Origin of the sequence: Streptococcus infantis, assembly GCF_015546995.1 — a bacterium.
GTDB lineage: Bacteria > Bacillota > Bacilli > Lactobacillales > Streptococcaceae > Streptococcus > Streptococcus infantis_J.
Window position 1 is genome coordinate 63,806 of the sequence record NZ_JADMUH010000003.1, and the last position, 21,259, is coordinate 85,064.

Sequence of the window (21,259 nt, forward strand, 5' to 3'; positions counted from 1 at the left end):
CTCTTATTCTTTAACACCACCGATAGTTAAACCTTTTACAAAGTAGCGTTGGAAGAATGGATAGAGAATCGCAATTGGAACAGTCGCAACTACGACCATGGCCATACGACCTGTTTCTTTTGGTAGGGCAACTGCAAGTTGTCCTGACATCCCAACTGACTTAGCAATGTAATCCATGTTGTTTTGAATTTGCATGAGCAAATATTGCAATGGATACAAGTTGTCACTCTTGATGTAAAGAAGGGCATTGAACCAATCGTTCCAGAATCCAAGTGCTGTCAAAAGTGTGATAGTCGCAATCCCTGGAAGAGAGAGTGGTAAACAGATTTGGAAGAAGATCCGCGCCTCGCTAGCACCATCGATACGAGCTGATTCGAGGATTGCTTCTGGAATGGTTTTCTTGAAGAAAGACCGCATCAACATGATGTTGAATGGTGATAGAAGCATCGGAACAATCAAGGCCCAAATAGTATCACCCAAGTGAAGTAGCTGAGTTACCACGATATAGCCTGGTACCAAACCAGCATTGAACAACATACTAAGAAGAGCAAAGATTGTAAAGAATTTGCGATACTTAAATGTTGAACGTGAGATGGCATAAGCGTATGTTGTTGTGATGAATACGTTTGTCAAGGTACCGACAACTGTCACAAAGGTTGAGATAAAGAGTGCTTGCAAAATTTTGTCTTTAAATTGAGCCAAGAACTGGAATCCATCTACACCAAACTTCGATGGGAAGAAACTATATCCATATTGAACAATACTTTTTTCGTCTGTAATTGAGATAATGATTACAAAGATGAAAGGCAAGATACAAGAGAAGGCCAGCAAACCAGATATGATACTAAAGAAGATATCTGCCTTTTTGCTGAAGGAGTGTATGCCAACATTATCAATTTTTTCTTTTTGAATTTTTTTTGCCATATGCTCCTCCTTTCTAGAATAGTGCTGAGTTAGGATCAACACGTCTTGCAAGTAAGTTTGATAGGATAACGAGAATCAAACCGACGACTGACTGATAGAGACCGGCTGCTGATGCCATACCGATATCTGCTGTCTGAGTCAATCCGTTAAAGACATAAACGTCCAATACGTTTGTTACACTATAGAGCTGACCAGCGTTGTGAGGGATTTGGTAGAAAAGACCGAAGTCTGCACGGAAGATATTTCCGACTGCAAGGATAGTCAATACTGTCACAAGCGGTGTCAACTGAGGGATGGTTACGTTACGGATACGTTGCCATTTGCTGGCACCATCCACTGTCGCTGCTTCGTAGTAAGTTGGGTCAATACCCATGATCGTTGCGTAGTACATCACACTACTATATCCAAAGCCTTTCCAGATACCCAGGAAGAGGAGGAGGTAAGGCCAGATGCTTACATCAGCGTAGAAGTTAATACCCTTCATTCCAAGAGCTTCTAAGGTGTGGTTGATAAGCCCTTTATCGATGTTTAGGAAAGCATCTGTAAAGAAACTGATGATAACCCAAGATAGGAAGTAAGGGAACAACATAGATGTTTGGTAGATTTTAACCATTTGCTTAGAGCGAAGTTCACTAAGGATAATGGCAATACCAACTGATACAATTAAACCGATAAAGATAAATCCAAGGTTGTAAAGTACAGTGTTTCGAGTGATGACAAAGGCATCTTTTGAACTAAACAAGAATTTAAAGTTATCTAGTCCAACCCATTTACTATTTATAATACTGTGGACGAATCCTTCACCAGTCATATGGTAGTCTTTGAAGGCAACCACATTCCCAAAAACTGGAATGTAGAAGAATAAAATCAACCAAATTGTTCCTGGTAGAACCATTAAGAGAAAAATCCAATTATCTCTTAAAGTTTTTGAAAACTTCTTCATAATTTCCTCCCTTTTTATTTTCTAAAACTTCATAATCTCACATTTTTTAGACTTGATAACGTTTACAAAAATAGTATACTCTTATTTTTAGGACAGTTTAAACTACAAATTATAGAAAAAACTCCACAAATTATTTTATGTGGAGAACTTTTTATATGAGGAGAGGTTTCACGAGAAACTTTCTTCTGGAATAGAATTTCCTAGGTTGTATAAATGGTCGAAGCTGTCGCAATAGTATGCCACTGGTTGGCTGTCGTTGCTGCGAAGTCCTTATCCCCGTAGAAATCGTTGAATGGCAAGATGTCTACTTCTAGTTCGTCGATACGAGAGATTTCGCCTGCTAGGTAGTTTTCAATGCGACTTTCTGCTCGCTTGATTCGTTGCAATAGGCCACCCATACGGATGTCCACTGTATCCAAGCCAAAGACCTTGTTTTCTTTCAACCATTGTTGACTAAAGAGAGCATGGAAGATTTCAATCTGGCTTCTGAGTTTTGGCAATTCTCCTCTAGCGATTTGTTGCAAGCTCTCTTTATCACCTTTTTGATAGGCTTGACGAATGCGTCGGCCCACATCCACTTTACTGCTTAAAATCTGGTTCAACTGAGCCTGAGTTTCAAAGAGATAAGCATAGTTTCCTGCTTTTTCTTTAATAGCAACAAGAGTCTCAGCTGCTTGGGTAAAGTGTGGTTTGTCCTGCTCAGGAGTCATGTGCTTGTCAAGGATTGGGCAAAGAACATCCTGATAAAAGACATAGCGATTAGGGTTGATACCACTGAGATTATCTGGTAGGTCTGGCAAGAGGTTGGCAAGATCAAGTTGCATAAAGTCCTCAACCGATAAGCCTGTGTTGGTCTTGAAGTGAGCTGATAGACGCTCTAAATCATTACGATAGCTAAGTTCTGCCCAGATTTGCAAGCTTGGAAAGATAGAGAACTGGGCTGTTTCCCCACCATTGTCCCCCCAGCCAGTCACAATGACTTCCTTGATCTGGTTGTCACGGCAGGCTTTATTTGCTTCAAGAGCGATAAGACGACTGAAATGATTGTGTGGTGTAAAACCAATCCACTTCCAAGCACCACCAGCAAAGGCGATATCCTGGCTAATCTTATGGTGGTTACTGAAGTTACGATTGTATTTTTCTTCGCTATCCTGATAATAATCCCAGTAAACCAAGGTCACACGGTCTTTGAGACGGTCTAGATAAACTCGTGTTTCCTCTGGAATTTCCACATCACGGTCGTACTGGCCGTCTGCTGACATGAGTTTGAAGAACATATCGCTCCACATCTGGCAGTGGAAACCGTATTTGTCTGCAATATCCAGCACGCGCTCCAAGTGTTGGCACATGAGGAGACTACGATCAACCACACCGTTCAGGATAAGGTAACGTCCCAAACCAACTAGGTGAGCTTCGTCCATTCCGATATTGACCTTGCGAGTTTGTAGTTTAGATAACGTCGCAAACATACCGTCAATCAGGTCGTAGACTTTTTCTTCACCGATGAGAAGAATGTCTTCTACATCACGAAGTTGCTGAACTTCTTTGACACCCCATTTGACAAAGGCAGATAAGTGAGCTAAGGTCTGGATACATGGGACAAAGGTCATGTCAAACTGCTGGGCGTATGCTTCAATTTCCTGTAACTCTTCAGCTGAATACGCTCCACGGAAATAACCAAAGTAAGGTTGCCCCTCAATCTGATAGGTGTCTTCCATATAGAGCTCAAAGGTTGAGTAACCCATCAGAGCTAGAAGTTCAATCATTTGCTTAGCGGATGCGACATTGAGTACTGCATTTCGCGAACAGTCCGCCATATAGGCTAAATCTTCATAGGCCGCCTGCTCTTCAATCTCTACCTTGTCCCCTTCTGCTAAAGCTGTTGCGAGGACAGACAAGGCACGGTAGAGTTGATGAGGTTTGCTGTAGGTCAGTTGATACTGCCCATTCTCACCCTTGATAGAGATAGAAGCTTGGTCAGACTGAGAGACTCCCACCTCTACATCTGGTAGAGAAATGTGATTTTTTAATACTTCGATAGATTGGGCTTGTTTGGGACTAAGTCCTGTAAAACTTACCATTGGTTTTCCTCCTGTAACCAGTTGACAAGGGCACCGTAGAGATTAGCATCTGCGTGATAGGTGCAAGCTTGAATCACTGGAGCAATTGTATATTCTTCATAGGTTTCGACAAAAGTGTCTACTGCTTTTTGCACCCCTTTGATAAAATCAGGGTTCTGACTGATAGAGCCACCTAGGCTAATCACATCTGGATCAATCAGGTACTGGATATTGAGCAGGCCTTGAGCTAGGTTACGATTCATGCGTTCAATAGCTTCTTGGCAAAGGGCATTGCCGGCTGCCGCCTCTTGGTAAATCTTACGGCCATCCCAGTCAGACTGACCTGATTTCTCAATCACATAACGAACCATGTTTCCCGTAGAAGCTAGTAATGACCAGTTGTTGAGTTTTTCTGCAGGCTCGATAGTTGTCATATAGCCAAACTCTCCACCCAAACCATGACGACCTCGGTGAAGTTTTCCATTGATAATCATGGCGCCACCAATCCCTGTACCAATCACGACACAGGCTGCATTTTCAATCTCAGGGTGAGCTAACAGTTCACTGAGTCCAACACAGTTGGCATCATTTTCTAAATGAACAGGTAGTTTGTGATGAGCAAGGGCCTCATACCAAGAAAAACCATGGATGTAAGGAATGGCGCTAATTCCCTCAATCACTCCTGTTTCTTGGTTAACTGCACCTGGCACACTCATAGCAATCCCACGATAGTCCTGTTCTGACAAGCGTTGGTCCAACCAAGCCAACAAATCTTCTAGAGTTTCTGGAGTTGGGGTGCTGGTCTTATCTAAAATCTTTCCATCAGGAGTTAGACTAGCAAACTTAATGCCAGTCCCTCCGATATCAATCGTTGCAATGGTCATTGCTTTCACCTGCAAAAAGGAGCGAATCAGCAGTTGGTTCTTACTTTTTCGCTCCTCCTTTCTTTTTATGTTTACTTTTTGAAATTAAATTTCTTCTTTTTGAATGAGTTCTGTACGAATTTCCTGTGGTGCCAATAGTCCTGAATGGACTGGGTATGGGCGTTCCAGCAAGTCAAGAATAGTTTGTTGTTTTTCAGACACACGGATATTTTCTTGACTCATGTTGTAGTAACGAAGGACATAACCTTCTTCATTCTCAGCCACCTTAAAGGCTGTTGGGCAGACTTGTGGCAAGTTCAGTGCCGGATGGTTAAAGAGGCTACCCGTTGCTGCAACGCTACCCTCTTGTTTTGCAACTTGAAGAGCTGTAAATGGCACCTGGAAGGCTTTGGCACGACGGAAAGCTGAGAAGCGTTCCCCTGCTTGGTGACATTCTACTGCAAATTCAACTTCGATATCACGCAAGCACTGAGCTTCCGGCGTTGGGAAGTAACCCCAGTCACCGAGTTCGCCTGAAGCACGGAGAAGGGTTACAGCCATGGTGTCATCTCCAAGAATTTCATACTCGTGCAATCCTTTATTGGATACTGTCACTCCTTTTACATCATCATACAAGCTGACAAAGGCTTGTTGGTGTTGTGGATTTTCAGGATTTTCCCAAGAAGCTGCTGGTTTATTTGGTCTTGTCACAACTTCATAGATGCTTTCAGAATCATTGCTTGGACGAGTGTTATGAGTTTTCACCAAGAGACGAATGCGGTGGTCTTTGGCTGTATTAGTAAAGCGAGTCTTGAAGCGAATCTGTGGATTGTCCACAAAGACAGTCATTTCTGTTTCAAGAGGAATGGTTGTCAACTCTTCTGAACGACCTGCATCTCGTTTCATGAACTCGATGATACCTCTTTGTTCTGCATCCAATTTTTCATCTGCGCTAACTGGAATAGTCAAGTCATGTTTGAGCAATACCTTAGCATAGCGAGCATTGTTTTCTAGGACATCGTATCCCTTCAATTGAGCATAGATTGGATCAGTTCCTTTGGGTTGGAAGTAAATGTACTCGTTACCAATATCTCCACGATCCTCGAATTGGATGAAATCTTCGTAGGCTTCGTTTGTAGTCTTGTCATAGACTGTGATTCCTTCATCTACACTCACTGTTACGAATGGGGTATCAATGACTCCATTTTGGTAAATACCATCACGGTAATCTACTTGACCTTCGACCAATTGGAAGCTTGCCCAAGAAAGCGGTGCAAGGTGGACTGGGATTGTCACGCGCACTTGGCGTGCAATATATGGTTGGCGGAATTTATCTTTAGGCAAAGTATAGCCAAAACTTGCTCCCAAGTCTTCAATCTTAGCTTCAAGGACATGGCCATCCAAATCTTCAACATGGTAATCTGCCAAGGTCACGGCTGCCATCTTCTTGTAACCTTCAGTCGGATGTAATTCTTTAAAATCACAAGTCACAACATCCACTACAACACTGACTGTATCAACCTTGTCATGTAAAGCTGTGTTGACAACGGTAAAGAGGTGATCACTTTGCGCATTTTGAGTAGCTAATTTATCCTTCCATTCGTTAAGAAGATTACTCTTAACAAAATTCCCGACTTGATTAACCTTTGCAAAACGAGTTTCCATTTCACGGTGAACTTCGTCAATACTACAGCCACAGATACTATCGTGCGGTGCATTTTGCAGAAGTACTTTCCAAGCATAGGTCAATTGATCCTTGTGGTTATGTCCACCAGTGATAATGGTTAATGGTTCCACGACCTGCTCTAACAAGTTGCTGTTTTCTTGGAAGGCTTGTTTGAGGTAAATACGGGAAGAAGATGTGTTAGCAAGAGTATACCAACCATCCGTTTCCTGACTGGTCAACTCACCTGTGACCGTTGATAATTGTTCAGGAAGAGCACTTTCCAGTGCTTGGACATATTCGTCAAATGAGCTATGAATAAAGGTCACGTCAGGGAAGAGTTCGTTTGCCACGCGAATGGCTTCGCTCAGATTTCTCTGAACAGGCTGGTGGTCACAGCCGTTCATCATCAACCATTGGTTGGTCGATGCATAATCACGGACGTCTGCTAATTTTTGCTTCCAGAAAGTCAAAGCCTCGTCTTTATCCACTGGAATTTCATTCCCGTTACTGTACCAGTTAGCAAAAAGAATACCGAGTACACGGCTACCATCAGCCCCTTGCCAGTACATCTCAGAAAATTGAGAGGTAAACTGTTCATCTTCAAGGACTTGATTGTCAAATCCGATTGGCTTGACACCGCGACCAAAGGCTGCTACGTGAATACCTGATTTTTGAAGGATTTGAGGAGCCTGCCCCATATTTCCAAAGGTGTCTGGGAAGTAACCAATTTGGGTAGATTTGCCCCATTTGGCACATTCCGCTTGTCCAATCAAGGTATTGCGGACGTTAGCTTCACTGGAAATCAAGTAATCATCCTGCAAGATATAGAAAGGCCCAATCTTCAATTTGCCTTCATCGATATAACGCTGCACCTTGTCACGGTTTTCAGGGCGAATTTCTAAATAGTCATCGAGGACAATGGTTTGTCCATCTAGATGGAAGCTCTTGAACTCAGGATCATTTTCGAAAAGATCAAAAAGATCATCAAAAAGTTCCACCAATTGCATGCGGTGACTTTCAAAAGGTAGATACCACTCACGATCCCAGTGACTGTGAGAGATGATATGTACAACAACATTTTCCATGAGTAAAACCTCATTCTAACTTAAATTTAAAAATATATTTGTGATTCTTTGCAAGAACCTATTGAGCTAAGGCTCATTAGCGAATATCTAGGTAATCCAAGACCAATTCGCAGAACATCATGTTGGCCCATGAGAACCATTCACGAGAGTAGAGAGTCGGATCATCTACGTGGAAGCTTTCGTGCATAACCCCTGTTCCGCCATCACATGCAACTAGTTGGTCTAGCAAGTATTTTTTCTCAGCTTTATCTGTAGCTGTTAAGCCTTGAATTGATAGGGAAATCGGCCAGATATAACGATAGAAGGTATGAGAGCTTCCGAGACCGCTAGCGTATTCTCCTTGGTAGAAGTAAGGATTTTCAGGGCTGAGAATGGTGCGACGAGTTGCTTGATACACTTCGTCATTGACATCACAGTAACCAAGATATGGAGCAGCTAACAAACTTGGTACGTTAGGGTCGTCCATGATGCTAGCATTTCCTAAACCGTCTACTTCAAAGGCATAGATCTTCTCGCCCTTGCTGTTAGTCGTGTAGGCGTAATTTTCGATTCCTTCTTGAATTTCAGCTTGCAGACGTTTGGCATCAGCAATGATGCCTTCACTATCAGCTAGATTCAATGTAGCAAAGATTTCCTGGACATAACCCAAAACAACCACTGCAAACATATTTGATGGAATCAAGTAGCTATACTGACAGCAGTCATCACTCGGACGAAAGGCTGACCATGTCATCCCTGTCACGGCAAAATCAGGACCAAAACCATCATTTACCAAGGTATCTTCCTTACGATCAGTATCACGAACGAAACGGTATGGTGAGTTCTTGTGGTCTTGTTCCACCGTCCAGAGATGGAGAATCTCCTTAGTCGCCGTAACAAAAGTTTCATCAAACTGGCTAGTCTCACCAGTTTCCTTCCAAAGAAGATAAGCCAATTGCAAGGGATAGCAAAGCGAATCCACTTCATACTTACGTTCCCAAATCCAGCCATTGAGGTCTGTATGGTCTGTCTCGTGATGACCCTTCCAGTTCTCCTCAATATTGAAAGAGTTGGCATAGGGATCCTTGAGAATCAAAGTCATCTGGCGTTTAACCAAACCAGCAATGGTCTGGCGCAAACGAGAATCTCTTTTTGCCACATGAAAGTATGGTCTAAGCTGAGCAGTTGAATCACGGAGCCACATAGCTGGAATATCCCCGGTTAGCACAAAGGTCGAGCCGTCTTCTAAGATTTCAACTGTATTGTCTAAAGTGTCTGTGTAGCAACGTTCAAAGACATCCACCCATTCCGGATGATCTTTAGCACGCTCCGCTACCTCATCTAGCCACTCTCTAACAATTTCTTTTGAATAAACCATAAACTATTTTGCCTCTTTCAAACAAATTTTCATTTTCAGTATATAGCTTTTAGCCCAGAAAATATATACACAAATGATAGTCATTTTTCTACAAAATTGTTATATTTAAAACTCCTTTTCTAAAGGCTAAATTTTCTGATATAATGTAGAAAACGACTAAAGGATATTCTATGAAACCTATACTTGAAACCATTGATACGCGTTTTGGAACAGCTAGTAAACATGCATTTTCACGAGGCAACACCCTACCCTACACTGGAGTGCCTTTTGGGATGAATTACTTTGTTCCACAAACTAGTGATCAGGAAGGATCTTGGTTTTTTGATCCCCATCTTCCCATATTTCAGGGTATTCGATTAACCCATCAGCCTAGCCCTTGGATTGGTGATTATTCTTGGTTACTACTGACTCCAGTTACAGGAAAAATCAGCGGTGATACGCTCTTCTATCGTCAGTCTTCCTATAACTTGGAGCGTGCCATTTTCAATCCCCATTATCTCAGAATTTTTTCTGAACGTTACCAGATTGAAACTCAACTCACACCGACTTGCTATGGGGCTTCTATTCAACTAAGACAGATACAAGGCAAGAAGATCTCACTCTATCTGCATGCAGCTGATGATTTATCATTAGAGCAAATAGATGAGCGTACTGTCAGCCTTGGTCAAAGCGGATTAACCGAAACCAACAAAAGTCCCCTCGTCATGTTTACTGCTCTCGTATTCTCTACGGATATTCTATCTATCAATCAAGTGGGGCAAAACTGGTGTATCGACTTGGCTGGAGCAGAAGCTCTGGTTCAACTAGCTACTTCTTTTATTTCTAAAGAACAGGCCCTCTTTAATCTGCCTAGAAAAGACTTTGAAGAAACGAAATCAGAGGCTAAAGCAAGTTGGGAAGACCTTCTAGGCCGTTTTGATGTCGTAGAAACCGGCTCAGTAGAACGAACATTTTTTGACCACTGCCTCTACAGGCTTTTCCTCTTCCCGCAAACCTTTTATGAGGTAAATGAGCAAGGTGAAAACATCCATATGGACCTGGCTTCAGGAACTAGCAAACCAGGTCTGCTCTTTACCAACAATGGCTTCTGGGACACATTCCGCACTTCATTCCCACTCTTTGCCTTGATTATTCCAGAGCACTATCGTCAGTTTCTTGAGGGCTTCCTCAATAGCTATCACGACACAGGATATCTGCCTAAGTGGCTAGCTCCTGACGAAAGAGGAATGATGCCTGGTACTTTGATTGATGGTGTACTAGCAGATAGTGCTTGCAAAGACATGGCGCCTGAGCTTGAAGAAGAATTTCTCAAAGCCATGATCGAAACTGCGACCAAGTCAGATCCAAAAGCCATCAACGGACGCCATGGCCTTTCTCAATACCAAGAAATCGGCTACTTATCCACAGATTATCATGAAAGTGTCAGTCACACACTAGACTATGCATACAGTGACTTTTGTATCTCTACTTGTGCAGCAAAATTAGGGCAAGAAGAGCTAGCCCAAACCTATGCCCACTATTCTAAGAATTATCAAAATCTATTTGACCCTGAGACAGGCTATATGAGGGCGCGTGATGTAGATGGAAACTTCCGTCCTGACTTTTCTCCTTATAGTTGGGGCCGTGACTACGCTGAGTGTTCAGCCGTTCAAGCCAGTCTGGGTGTCTTGCATGACATTTCTGGACTTAGCCAACTAATGGGTGGAAAAGAAGCTTTTAGCAACTATCTTTTGAAAGCTTGTCAAAGTCTCCCACTCTTTGAAACGACGGGCTATGGCTATGAAATCCATGAGATGAGTGAGATGGCAACAGCGCCATTTGGTCAACTAGCCATTTCAAACCAACCAAGTTTCCACATCCCTTATCTTTTCCGCTATAGTAATGTTCCCCAATATACCAGTCTTTTGATCAAGACTCTCCGTCAAAAGGCCTTTCGAGCTGGCTGGGATGCTTATCCAGGAGATGAGGATAATGGCAGTCTATCGGCTTGGTATGTGTGGTCTGCTCTCGGACTTTACCCAACTTGCCCAGGAAAAGCAAGTTATGACCTTGGAATTCCGTACTTTGACCACCTTCGTGTCTATCTAGCCCAAGAAGATAAATGGCTTGATATTCGTACTCAACAGAATCATGAACACTTCCACTTTGTCCAAAACTGTCTACTGGACGGGAAAGAAAAACAAAGCATCAGCCATCAGGAACTGCTCAATGCCAAGACTCTTGAATTTAATCTCGGCTGGTTACCAAAGCAGTAATAACTCAACCCCTTTGTCAGGCGCAAAGGGGTTTTCTTATCCATATAAAGTTTTCCACAAGCTGTGAATAACTTTCAACTTTTCTTTGGAAAATAGTTTCAAGTTTTTCCAAAATGTTTTCCAATCCAAGTCTATAGGATTTACAACCGAACACAGTCTGTAAATCTTGTTATACCAAGGTTTACAAAGACTTCATTATTTTCCATTCTATCAATTTTATCTCCACTTCTCACATCAAAACTAGAAAGAGACAGTTGTTGTTGACACCTTGAGTTATCCACAGGATGTGGATAATCTTTTTCTAAACCAACAAGCCCTATTCCCTATCTGTTAGCTAGCTTTTACTTTTTATAGTAAATTTCAAAGTTTGTTAGGCGCTTTCAAAAAATCATGATATACTGAATTTATCAGAAAAGGAGACATTATGAAAAAAGATCAACACCAACTTAATTGGCTGATGGTTTCTCTGATTGCTTTCAACATGGTTTGGGGGCTAGGAAACGTCGTCAACAACTATTCTCAACAGGGGATTTCAGTAGTCGTATCTTGGGTTTTAATCCTCGCACTCTACTTTATCCCATATTCACTCATCGTCGGACAACTAGGTTCTACCTTCAAGGAAAGCGGAAGCGGTGTTAGCGACTGGGTTGAAAAAACATCAACCAAACGCCTCGCCTACTTTGCCGCTTGGACCTACTGGGTTGTGCATATCCCTTATCTTGCACAAAAACCTCAAGGAATCCTGATTCCGCTTGGATGGGCCTTGCAGGGTAACGGACAATTTCTAAAACAAATCGACTTCCACTGGATTGTTATTCTCTGCTTGCTAATCTTTGGACTTTTCCTCTACCTTTCTACAAAAGGATTGACAACACTGAAAGTCATCGGTAGCTTGGCAGGAAGTGCCATGTTGATTATGTCTTTACTCTTTGTGCTTTTGGCTGTCGGTCTGCCTTTCATCAAACCAGACATCCAGTTTGCGACACCACACATGGATCAACTGAGCACCTACATTCCAAACTTTGATTTTTCTTATTTTACAACCATCTCACTACTGGTCTTTGCCGTTGGTGGTTGTGAAAAAATTTCCCCTTATGTGAATCAAACTCGTAATCCTGCAAAAGAATTTCCAAAAGGTATGATTGTCATGGCCATCATGGTAGGACTCTCTGCTATCCTTGGTTCAGTTGCCATGGGAATGCTGTTTGATGGTAATAACATCCCTGAAGACCTTATGCGTAATGGTGCTTATCAAGCCTTCCAAATATTAGGAAATTCTTGGGGAGTTGGAAATCTTTTCGTTGTGATTTACGCTCTTACAAATATGATCGGACAAATCGCTGCGCTTGCCTTCTCTATTGACGCACCATTACAAATCCTACTCAATAACGCTGACGAAAACTACATCCCAAGCTGGCTTCGTAAACGTACTGAAAAAGGTGTCCTCATTAACGGCTACCTCCTTACAGGCGTCCTCGTTAGCCTTATCATCATCCTTCCAATTTTTGGTATCCAAGAAATTGACGGACTTGTAAAATGGATGACCAACCTCAATTCTATCGTAATGCCAATGCGTTATCTCTGGGTATTCCTTGCCTATATGATGCTCAATCGCGCTTGGAAAACATACAAAAATGCCGAATACAAGTTTGTTAACAATCCTAAACTTGGCTTTGTGATTGGTACTTGGTGCTTCCTCTTCACTGCCTTTGCTTGTATCCTAGGTATGGTTCCAAAAATTAGCTATACTGAAAATCCAACTGCTTGGCAATTCTCTCTTCTTACAAACATCTTGACCCCAATTATTCTGATTGGTTTAGGTGTTATTCTACCAATCCTTGCAAAAAAACAACAAAAGAAACAAATCAAATAAATCCTACTATTATCTAGATAGTTTCACTTTTGTCTTTTCCTGAAAGAAAAATCCCCTTTGAACCATAATGTTCAAGGGGATTTCTTTTTTGTCTGATAGGCTATTTCTACTTAGCTTCGTACCAAGTTACGCCTTCATTTTCATCAGCAATCAGGGGCACACTGAGTTGAATGGCTTCTTCCATGGTTTGTTTGACGATTTTTTTAATGGCAGCTAATTCTGACTTAGGCACTTCAAGAACAATTTCATCGTGTACTTGTAACAGCATCTTAGTTTGATAACCACCTGCCACCAAGGCTTTATCTAGCTGAATCATAGCGATTTTGAGAATATCTGCAGCCGATCCTTGAATCGGTGAGTTGATAGCTGTACGCTCTGCAAAACCACGAATGTTAAAGTTACGCGAATTGATATCTGGCAACTCACGACGACGTTTGAAGAGAGTCTCCACATAACCCTTATCACGCGCCTCACGAACGACTTCATCCATGTAATTTTTGATACCAGGGAAGCGTTCAAAGTAAGTGTCGATATATGCTTTAGCCTCTTTACGGCTGATACCTAGGTTATTGGATAAACCAAAGTCTGAAATTCCGTAAACCACTCCAAAATTGACAGCCTTGGCATTACGACGGTCGTTTGGAGTCACATCCTCGGGACGCTCAATTCCAAAGACACGCATGGCTGTCGAGGTATGGATATCAGCTCCCTCTTGGAAAGCCTTGATTAAGTGCTCATCTTTAGAGATATGCGCCAAAACTCGCAATTCAATCTGTGAGTAGTCAGAGCTGAGAAGGACACTATCCTCCCACTCTGGAACGAAAGCCTTACGAATGAGGCGACCTTGTTCCAAGCGAACAGGAATATTTTGCAAGTTTGGATCCACACTAGACAGACGCCCTGTCTGAGTCAAATCCTGCACATAGCGCGTGTGAATCTTGCCATCCGCTAAAATCCAATCCTGCAAACCAATCACATAAGTCGATTGAATCTTAGCAATCTGACGATAATCTAAAATTTTCTTGACGATTGGGGCAATAGGAGCTAAGCGTTCTAGCACATCCACTGCTGTTGAGTAACCTGTCTTGGTTTTCTTGGTGTATTCTATAGGGAGACCTAGCTTTTCAAAAAGTAGTTCGCCCAACTGCTTAGGCGAGTTGATGTTGAACTCCTCACCAGCCAATTCATAAATCTCTTGAGTTAGCTTTTCAATGACAAGCTCATTTTCAGCTTGCATCTCGAGTAGAGTTTCTTTTTTTACCTTGATCCCAGCGATTTCCATCTTAGCAAGAACAAGGGCCAGAGGTTGCTCCATGTCATAGAGAAGGTCTAATTGTCCGTTTTCACTTAATTTTTCAAGCAATACAGGCTCTGTCTCAACCAGCACAGCAACCTTACGAGCCAAGTGCTCCAAGAAGGTTTCTCTCTCAGGGATAGCTTTCTTGACACCCTTACCATAGAAGGTTTCATCATCAACCAAATAAGTTTGGCCGTAGAGACTAGCAATGGTTGAAATTTCATTATTCTCTACAGTAGAGAGAAGGTATTTGGCCAAGCGACTGTCAAAAGCAGGAGCCTGCAAGTCCAAACCAAAGCGATTTAAGAGAACTTTAGCTTTCTTAAAGTCATACACTTTCAGAGATGTTTTTTCTAGAAAATCCTTAAGAATCGGATCCTGCAGAAGTTCCAGCTTATCTGTAGCATAGAGTTTGTCTCCGCATGACCAGGCCAAACCAACCAAGTCATCTGTATGGTAATTTTCACCAAAAAGTTCAAAGAGAAAGATAGAGTCGGCACTCAGCATATCTTGACTCACTTTATCTACCATAGTGAAATTCAAAGTCTCAGCTTGGTTAGCCTGAGAAGCATTCAAGGCTTGCTTGAGCTGCTTAAAGCCCATCTCATCGTAGAATTTCCCAAGGTTTTCCACATTTGGCCCACTATAGACCAAATCATCCAGGCCTATCTCGATTGGCGCTTTCGTGTCGATGGTAGCTAGTGTTTTAGACAGAAAGGCTTGTTCCTTGTCATTGATAAGATTTTCCTTCATCTTTGAAGCCTTCATGCTGTCAATATTTTCATAAATACCTTCAAGCGAGCCATGTTCTAACAAGAGTTTGATACCAGTCTTTTCACCAATCTTGGTTACCCCAGGGATATTGTCAGACTTATCACCCATGAGAGCCTTAAGATCGATAAACTGAGCTGGTGTGATTCCCATCTTTTCCATGAGGTATTCTGGAGTAAAAGCCTCAAACTCAGCAACACCTTTCTTAGAAATCTCAACCACGGTATGCTCATCCGTCAACTGAATCAAGTCCTTGTCTCCGCTGACAATCGTTACATCAAAAGATTCCTTTTCAGCCAAGCGTCCCAAGGTACCAATGATATCATCAGCCTCATACTGGGCTAATTCATAGTGGCGAATCCCAAGATGGTCTAGCAACTCACGAATGAAGGGGAATTGCTCACGAAACTCATCTGGAGTCTTAGCGCGACCGCCCTTATAATCAGCATACATCTCTGTACGGAAAGTTGTCTTTCCTGCATCAAAAGCAACCAAGATATGACTCGGTTGGACACGTTCCAACAGGTGATTTAGCATCAGATGAAATCCATAGATTGCATTGGTATGTAGTCCATTGTCATTTTTAAAACGATCCAGTTGCTGGTAAAGTGCAAAAAATGCTCTGAAAGCAACTGAAGAACCATCAATCAATAATAATTTTTTCTTGTCCATACACCCATTATAAAGGAAAGCAGGGAAAAATACCATTGCTAAGAGTTAGATTATCGGTCAAGGCTTATTGGGATTTTTTTCAACTCGCGCACCATTGCTATCAACTTGGAAACCATCGATAGTCGTATCTACTGCCAATTCTCCAGATGCGTTCACGTAATAATATTTCCCTGAAACCTGGAACCACTGACTAGCCTTCATTGCACCTGAGCTTTCGAGATAATACCAAATGCCCTTATCCTTCAACCATCCTGTCTGCATTTCCCCAGATGATTTCAAGTAGTACCACTTAGATCCGTCTTTTAGCCATCCTGTTCTCATGGCACCACTTGTTTGGAAATAGTACCAACTTCCGTCTATTTTTTTCCAACCAAGAGCCACTTTGTCATTTTCATAGTAGTACCAGATTGTCCCCTGTTTTTCCCATCCATTCTTAGAGGTTGCCGTTTTAATTAACGGGATATAACGTCTATTCCCACTTCGTGACATATAACTAATCCATCTATAACCATCCTTTTCAAGAGTTTGATCATAATGAACACTCATTCCAGGTTCGTAGTAGTCGATGATAGTAGATGTCAATGATGGCTGATTCATAATAGCTGCTTTTTCTGTAAAATAATGTGTTCCACTAGAGGCTAGTACAGATTGATAATTTCCTACACTAGCATTCCCTACATCTTTAAAATGAATGAATCCAGTCATAGAACTTGCTTTTACTGTCCTACGATGATACGTTTCTGTATAGTCGTAATTGTACTCCTCGATTTCAATCATGTCTCCAATCACGTTAGAAACCCAAGCTACATGACCATGCGTTCCCCTCGTGCTCCAAGCAATAGCCCCAATCGCTGGTCTCTGATCTACACGATATCCTTCTTTTTGAGCTCGATAGCCCCATTCTTTCGCATGCCCATAAGCAGCTGGTAGTTCAAATCCATTAACACTACTTAATCGAAAAGCTGCAAAAGATGTGCACTGTCTTGAGTATAGGCGCCATTTATCAATATTTTGATTTCCATTTTTATAATAATAGGGATAATCATCTCCACGCGCCAGTGAGCCATTGTTTACCTGATTGGCATGAACAGTTCCTCCACCAAACAAAAAAGCACCTGCTAGCAATAATGATGCTGTACCCACCGTCGTTCTCTTTAGAAAAGTTTCCTTTTTACTATATGTCATTCATTCTCCTTCGAATAGATAAATTTTTGAGGTTAACCTCATTTATATCATTCGAAAGAAAAAGAAAAAAGTGAGAATACTCTCACTTTCAACCTTAATCCAAATAGTGAATCAAATTCTTTTCCGTTAAAATATCTGAATAGGTGAAGGATTCAACATAGACATTGGCCTGTTTGTCCCCTTCAACATTTCCAAATTCAACGATAAAGAGCGATGGATAAACTTCAATGAGTCTTCCTAAGCGATTCTTTTGGCGTTTACGACCATTTTCTAAGGTCATTTCCACTACTTGTCCTTCATGCGCCTTGATTTCTTCCTTGATTTTTTTCATCTTGGCTACATCTGTAAATGCATCTGTCATCTTTGTTCCTCTCTCTTCGAAATGCTTGAGAATTTGTTATATTCTTTTTGGAAAATCAATTCTACCGTTCCACGTGCACCGCTACGGTTTTTCTCGATAATCACTTCTACCTTGTTATTAGGAAGACCTTCCTCTTCTTCCCCACCACGCTCGTAATAGTCATCACGATAAAGAAAGGCTACGATATCCGCATCCTGCTCGATAGATCCCGACTCACGAATATCTGATAGCACCGGTCTTTTATCTTGACGTTGTTCAACACTACGTGACAACTGACTTAGCGCGATAACGGGAACCTTCAATTCCTTGGCCAGAATTTTCAACTGACGTGAAATCTCTGAAACCTCTTGTTGACGATTTTCACGACCAGTCCCTGTAATTAGCTGCAGGTAGTCAATCAAGATCAATCCAAGATTGCCTGTTTCCTGAGACAATTTTCTGGCGCGTGAACGAATCTCCGTAATTCGAATTCCAGGGGTATCGTCAATATAGATACTTGCTTTTGCAAGATTGCCTTGAGCAATCGTATATTTGCGCCACTCTTCCTCAGTCAATTGCCCTGTACGGATAGAGTGAGACTCTACTAGTCCTTCGGCAGCCAACATACGATCGACCAGACTCTCAGCACCCATCTCGAGTGAGAAAATTGCAACGGTCTTGTCTAGCTTGGTTCCAATATTTTGAGCAATATTCAAGGCAAAAGCAGTCTTACCAACCGCAGGACGAGCAGCAAGAATGATTAACTCCTCCTCGTGCAAACCAGTTGTCATATGATCCAAATCTTGATAACCAGTAGCAATCCCCGTAATATCCGACGTTTGTTGTGATCGAACTTCAAGATTCCCAAAATTAAGATTTAAAATGTCACGAATGTTTCTAAAACCACTACGATTTGCATTCTCACTGACATCGATCAAACCTTTTTCTGCTCTAGCAATGATTTCATCTGCTGGACTAGAGGCTTCGTAAGCTTGGTTTACAGACTCTGTCAACTTAGCAATCAAACGACGAAGCGTGGCTTTCTCTGCTACAATTTTTGCATAGTATTCAGCATTTGCAGAGGTTGGTACAGAGTTGATAATCTCAACAAGGTAGGACAAGCCACCAATATTTTGCAAATCACCTTGATCATCTAATATCGTACGAACAGTCGTTGCATCAATGGCTTCGCCTCGATCTGACAAATCAACCATGGCCTGAAAAATCAAACGGTGAGCATACTTAAAGAAGTCTCGAGAGTCAATATATTCTCGAACAAATACGAGTTTACTCTCATCGATAAATATAGCTCCCAATACCGATTGTTCTGCCAAAATATCCTGGGGTTGAACTCGTAGTTCTTCTACTTCTGCCATCAGACTTTCCTTCCTTTTACAAAATCATTACTCAAATCTAGCTTAGCCTTCTTTTACACGAAGATTGATGACGCTAGTTACATCCTGATAAATTTTTACCGGAACATCAATCAAGCCAACTGCTCGAATTGGAGATTGAACTTGAATATGACGTTTATCAATTTTAATTCCAAATTGTTTTTGGAGTTCTTCAGCAATTTTCTTGCTAGTAATTGAACCAAAAGTTCTTCCATCTGGACCAACTTTTTCAACAAACTCAACAATTGTTTCTTCTGCTTCAAGTTTCGCCTTAATTTCTTGTGCTTCTGCAAGAAGTTGAGCATGTGCTTTTTCTTCAGATTTTTGCTTCCCGCGCAACTCACCAATTGCTTGTGAAGTCGCTTCTTTAGCAAGGTTTTTCTTAATCAAAAAGTTTTGCGCATAACCTGTTGGCACTTCCTTGATTTCGCCTTTTTTCCCTTTTCCTTTTACATCTGCTAAAAAGATTACTTTCATTCTTCTGTCTCCTTTTCTCTAATTTCATTAGAAATAACGGTTTTTAGTTTATCACCGGCTTCTTGCAGACTCATATCTGTAAGTCGAGCAGCTGCCAAGTTGAAGTGCCCTCCGCCACCCAATTCTTCCATAATCCGTTGCACATTAATCTTACTGCGACTTCGCGCAGAAATAGAAATATCCCCTTGGCGGTTTTTTGCAATGACAAAACTAGCTTCAATACCTGACATAGCTAACATAGTATCAGCTGCTTTACTAATCACTACAATATCATACTCCTTAGCATCCTTGGCCTGAGCTACAAGAATAGAAGGTTGTACGGCCTGTCCTTGCAAGATTAGCTCATTAACCAATCGATACTCTTCAAAGTCAGTCGCCGCAAGTTCTTGAATTACAATACTATCACTACCACGTGTTCTTAGATAACTTGCCACGTCAAAGGTTCGGCTAGTTACACGAGAGGTGAAATTCTTAGTATCCAGCATCATACCGCCCATAAGAACACTAGCTTGGATACGACTTAAGCGTGCTTTCTTAGAATTCTGGAATTGAATCAACTCTGTCACAAGTTCACTTGCGCTACTTGCGCCACTCTCGATATAGGTAATCACTGCATTATCTGGGAAATCTTGATCTCGTCTATGATGGTCAATAACAATCGTTTGCGTGAATAAATCATAAAACTCTTTTGACAAGGTCAAGGCTGTCTTAGAGTGGTCCACCATTATAAGCAAAGAACGATTAGTGACTATTTCCATAGCCTGATTTAGAGTAAGGAGTTTTGTTACTCCCTCATTCTCTAAAAATTGAATTGCGCGATGAATATCAGGAGACATTTGTTCAGCGTCATAGACTACATAACTTTCATCCAAGACATTACTCGAGAACAATTGCATTCCGACCGCAGAGCCCAAAGCATCCATGTCTAAGTTTTTATGACCAACAACGAAAACATGATCAACACTCTTCAATTTCTCAGAGATTGCCGTCATCATAGCTCTAGTACGTGTTCTTGTTCGTTTAATAGAAGCCGCCGTCCCACCACCAAAATAAATTGGATTCTTCGTTTCGTCATTTTCTTTGACAACAACTTGGTCTCCACCACGAACTTCTGCAAGATTGAGATTCGATAAAGCAACTTTACCAATGCCCTCGTGATCACCATCGCCGTATGATAAGCCCATACTCATTGTCAATGGTAGTTCTCTCTGTTTGGCTTCTTCACGGAAGGTATCTATTACAGAAAATTTATCCTGCATCAATTGCTCCAATACCGTATAGTCGGTAAACAAGTAAAAACGATCCATGGTCACTCTACGAGAAAACATCTGATGTTTTCCAGTAAACTCTGCGACATAATTCGCAACAAAACTATTAATATGGCTGATGTCTGATTCAGATGTTTCATTCTCTAAATCATCATAATTATCTACCGAAATAACACCAATAACAGGGCGGCTCGTAACCAATTCCACTGTGGCTTCGTATTCTCCAGAAACGTCAAAAAAGTAGAGCACACCCGAGTTTTTATCTAGATGCACTGCATAACGTTTTTCTCCCACATTGGCATAAATTCCAGGCGAAGATATGGCTGTTTTTATAATTTCTTGAACTTGAGAATGGTCAATTTCTCCATCTTCCGTTGTCAGCATTAACTCTGCATAGGGATTGAACCACTCAATCTCACTACTTTCCATGTTTAGTTTGACAACTCCAACCGGCATCTGTTCTAAGAGCGAACTCAAACTATCTTCCGCTTGATGGTTTACGTACTGGATTTGTTCAATTTCTGTTTTTTGATAAGATTTCTTCTGAAAATAAAATATCAAAAGAAATGCCACCATTAATAAAAATAAGCATGCTATTGTGACTAGGTTATTTTGAAGAAAAATAACCAATACAGTCATGATTATAAAGGAAATCCCAACAAATAAGAATATAAAAAAGGGATTCATTTCATTTTTTTTCATTACAAACCTCTTGCGCAATATTATACCATATTTGCACTGAAAAAGCGACCTTTAAAGAAGGAAAGCACTTATGTTCATGTAGTATTCATGAACACAAAAGGTGGTTTACACTAGTGTAAACCACCTT

At 41.4% G+C, this 21,259-nt stretch carries 14 protein-coding genes; 2 read left to right on the forward strand and 12 right to left on the reverse strand.

Translation table 11 applies throughout. The annotated features are described in order from the left end of the window. Window positions 1-3: 3 nt before the first annotated feature. From I1J71_RS01990 to I1J71_RS02015, 6 genes are all read right to left on the reverse strand, one after another. The gene (locus I1J71_RS01990) at window positions 4-924 is read right to left on the reverse strand and encodes a carbohydrate ABC transporter permease (RefSeq protein WP_195183527.1); all 921 of its coding nucleotides are present in this window, start codon (window positions 922-924) and stop codon (window positions 4-6) included. 13 nt (window positions 925-937) lie between these two features. Continuing rightward, window positions 938-1,867, reverse strand: a complete 930-nt coding sequence (locus I1J71_RS01995; RefSeq protein WP_195183528.1) for an ABC transporter permease — start codon at window positions 1,865-1,867, stop codon at window positions 938-940. Window positions 1,868-2,067: 200 nt separating this feature from the next. Further along, window positions 2,068-3,948: a beta-N-acetylhexosaminidase gene (locus I1J71_RS02000; RefSeq protein WP_195183529.1), complete on the reverse strand. Its 1,881-nt coding sequence runs from the start codon at window positions 3,946-3,948 to the stop codon at window positions 2,068-2,070. Then, complete coding sequence (locus tag I1J71_RS02005) at window positions 3,942-4,811, reverse strand: ROK family protein (RefSeq protein ID WP_195183530.1); 870 nt, start codon at window positions 4,809-4,811, stop codon at window positions 3,942-3,944. The genes I1J71_RS02000 and I1J71_RS02005 overlap by 7 nt, the downstream gene beginning before the upstream one ends. Window positions 4,812-4,895: 84 nt before the next feature. Beyond that, complete coding sequence (locus I1J71_RS02010) at window positions 4,896-7,541, reverse strand: alpha-mannosidase (RefSeq protein ID WP_195183531.1); 2,646 nt, start codon at window positions 7,539-7,541, stop codon at window positions 4,896-4,898. A 76-nt stretch (window positions 7,542-7,617) separates the two neighbouring features. Then, window positions 7,618-8,898 carry a glycoside hydrolase family 125 protein gene (locus tag I1J71_RS02015; RefSeq protein WP_195183532.1) on the reverse strand — a complete coding sequence of 427 codons (1,281 nt, stop codon included), beginning with the start codon at window positions 8,896-8,898 and terminating at the stop codon, window positions 7,618-7,620. 170 nt (window positions 8,899-9,068) lie between these two features. Between I1J71_RS02015 and I1J71_RS02020 the strand changes: the two genes are divergently transcribed. Next, the gene (locus I1J71_RS02020) at window positions 9,069-11,153 is read left to right on the forward strand and encodes a GH92 family glycosyl hydrolase (protein ID WP_195183533.1); all 2,085 of its coding nucleotides are present in this window, start codon (window positions 9,069-9,071) and stop codon (window positions 11,151-11,153) included. A 424-nt stretch (window positions 11,154-11,577) separates the two neighbouring features. Further along, window positions 11,578-13,026, forward strand: coding sequence for an APC family permease (locus I1J71_RS02025; protein ID WP_195183534.1), 1,449 nt, complete (start codon window positions 11,578-11,580; stop codon window positions 13,024-13,026). 106 nt (window positions 13,027-13,132) lie between these two features. On the opposite strand, the gene polA is transcribed toward I1J71_RS02025, so the two are convergent. From polA to I1J71_RS02055, 6 genes are all read right to left on the reverse strand, one after another. After that, the gene (gene polA, locus I1J71_RS02030) at window positions 13,133-15,766 is read right to left on the reverse strand and encodes a DNA polymerase I (RefSeq protein ID WP_195183535.1); all 2,634 of its coding nucleotides are present in this window, start codon (window positions 15,764-15,766) and stop codon (window positions 13,133-13,135) included. A 57-nt stretch (window positions 15,767-15,823) separates the two neighbouring features. Beyond that, window positions 15,824-16,951, reverse strand: coding sequence for an N-acetylmuramoyl-L-alanine amidase family protein (locus I1J71_RS02035; RefSeq protein WP_195183536.1), 1,128 nt, complete (start codon window positions 16,949-16,951; stop codon window positions 15,824-15,826). Between the two features lie 94 nt (window positions 16,952-17,045). After that, complete coding sequence (locus I1J71_RS02040) at window positions 17,046-17,312, reverse strand: Veg family protein (protein WP_006154753.1); 267 nt, start codon at window positions 17,310-17,312, stop codon at window positions 17,046-17,048. After that, window positions 17,309-18,667: a replicative DNA helicase gene (dnaB, locus tag I1J71_RS02045; RefSeq protein WP_006153396.1), complete on the reverse strand. Its 1,359-nt coding sequence runs from the start codon at window positions 18,665-18,667 to the stop codon at window positions 17,309-17,311. The genes I1J71_RS02040 and dnaB overlap by 4 nt, the downstream gene beginning before the upstream one ends. A gap of 42 nt (window positions 18,668-18,709) precedes the next feature. Then, on the reverse strand, window positions 18,710-19,162 hold the full coding sequence (gene rplI, locus I1J71_RS02050) for a 50S ribosomal protein L9 (protein ID WP_004250991.1): 453 nt from the start codon (window positions 19,160-19,162) through the stop codon (window positions 18,710-18,712). Continuing rightward, on the reverse strand, window positions 19,159-21,069 hold the full coding sequence (locus tag I1J71_RS02055; RefSeq protein WP_416385343.1) for a DHH family phosphoesterase: 1,911 nt from the start codon (window positions 21,067-21,069) through the stop codon (window positions 19,159-19,161). The genes rplI and I1J71_RS02055 overlap by 4 nt, the downstream gene beginning before the upstream one ends. Window positions 21,070-21,259 lie beyond the last annotated feature (190 nt).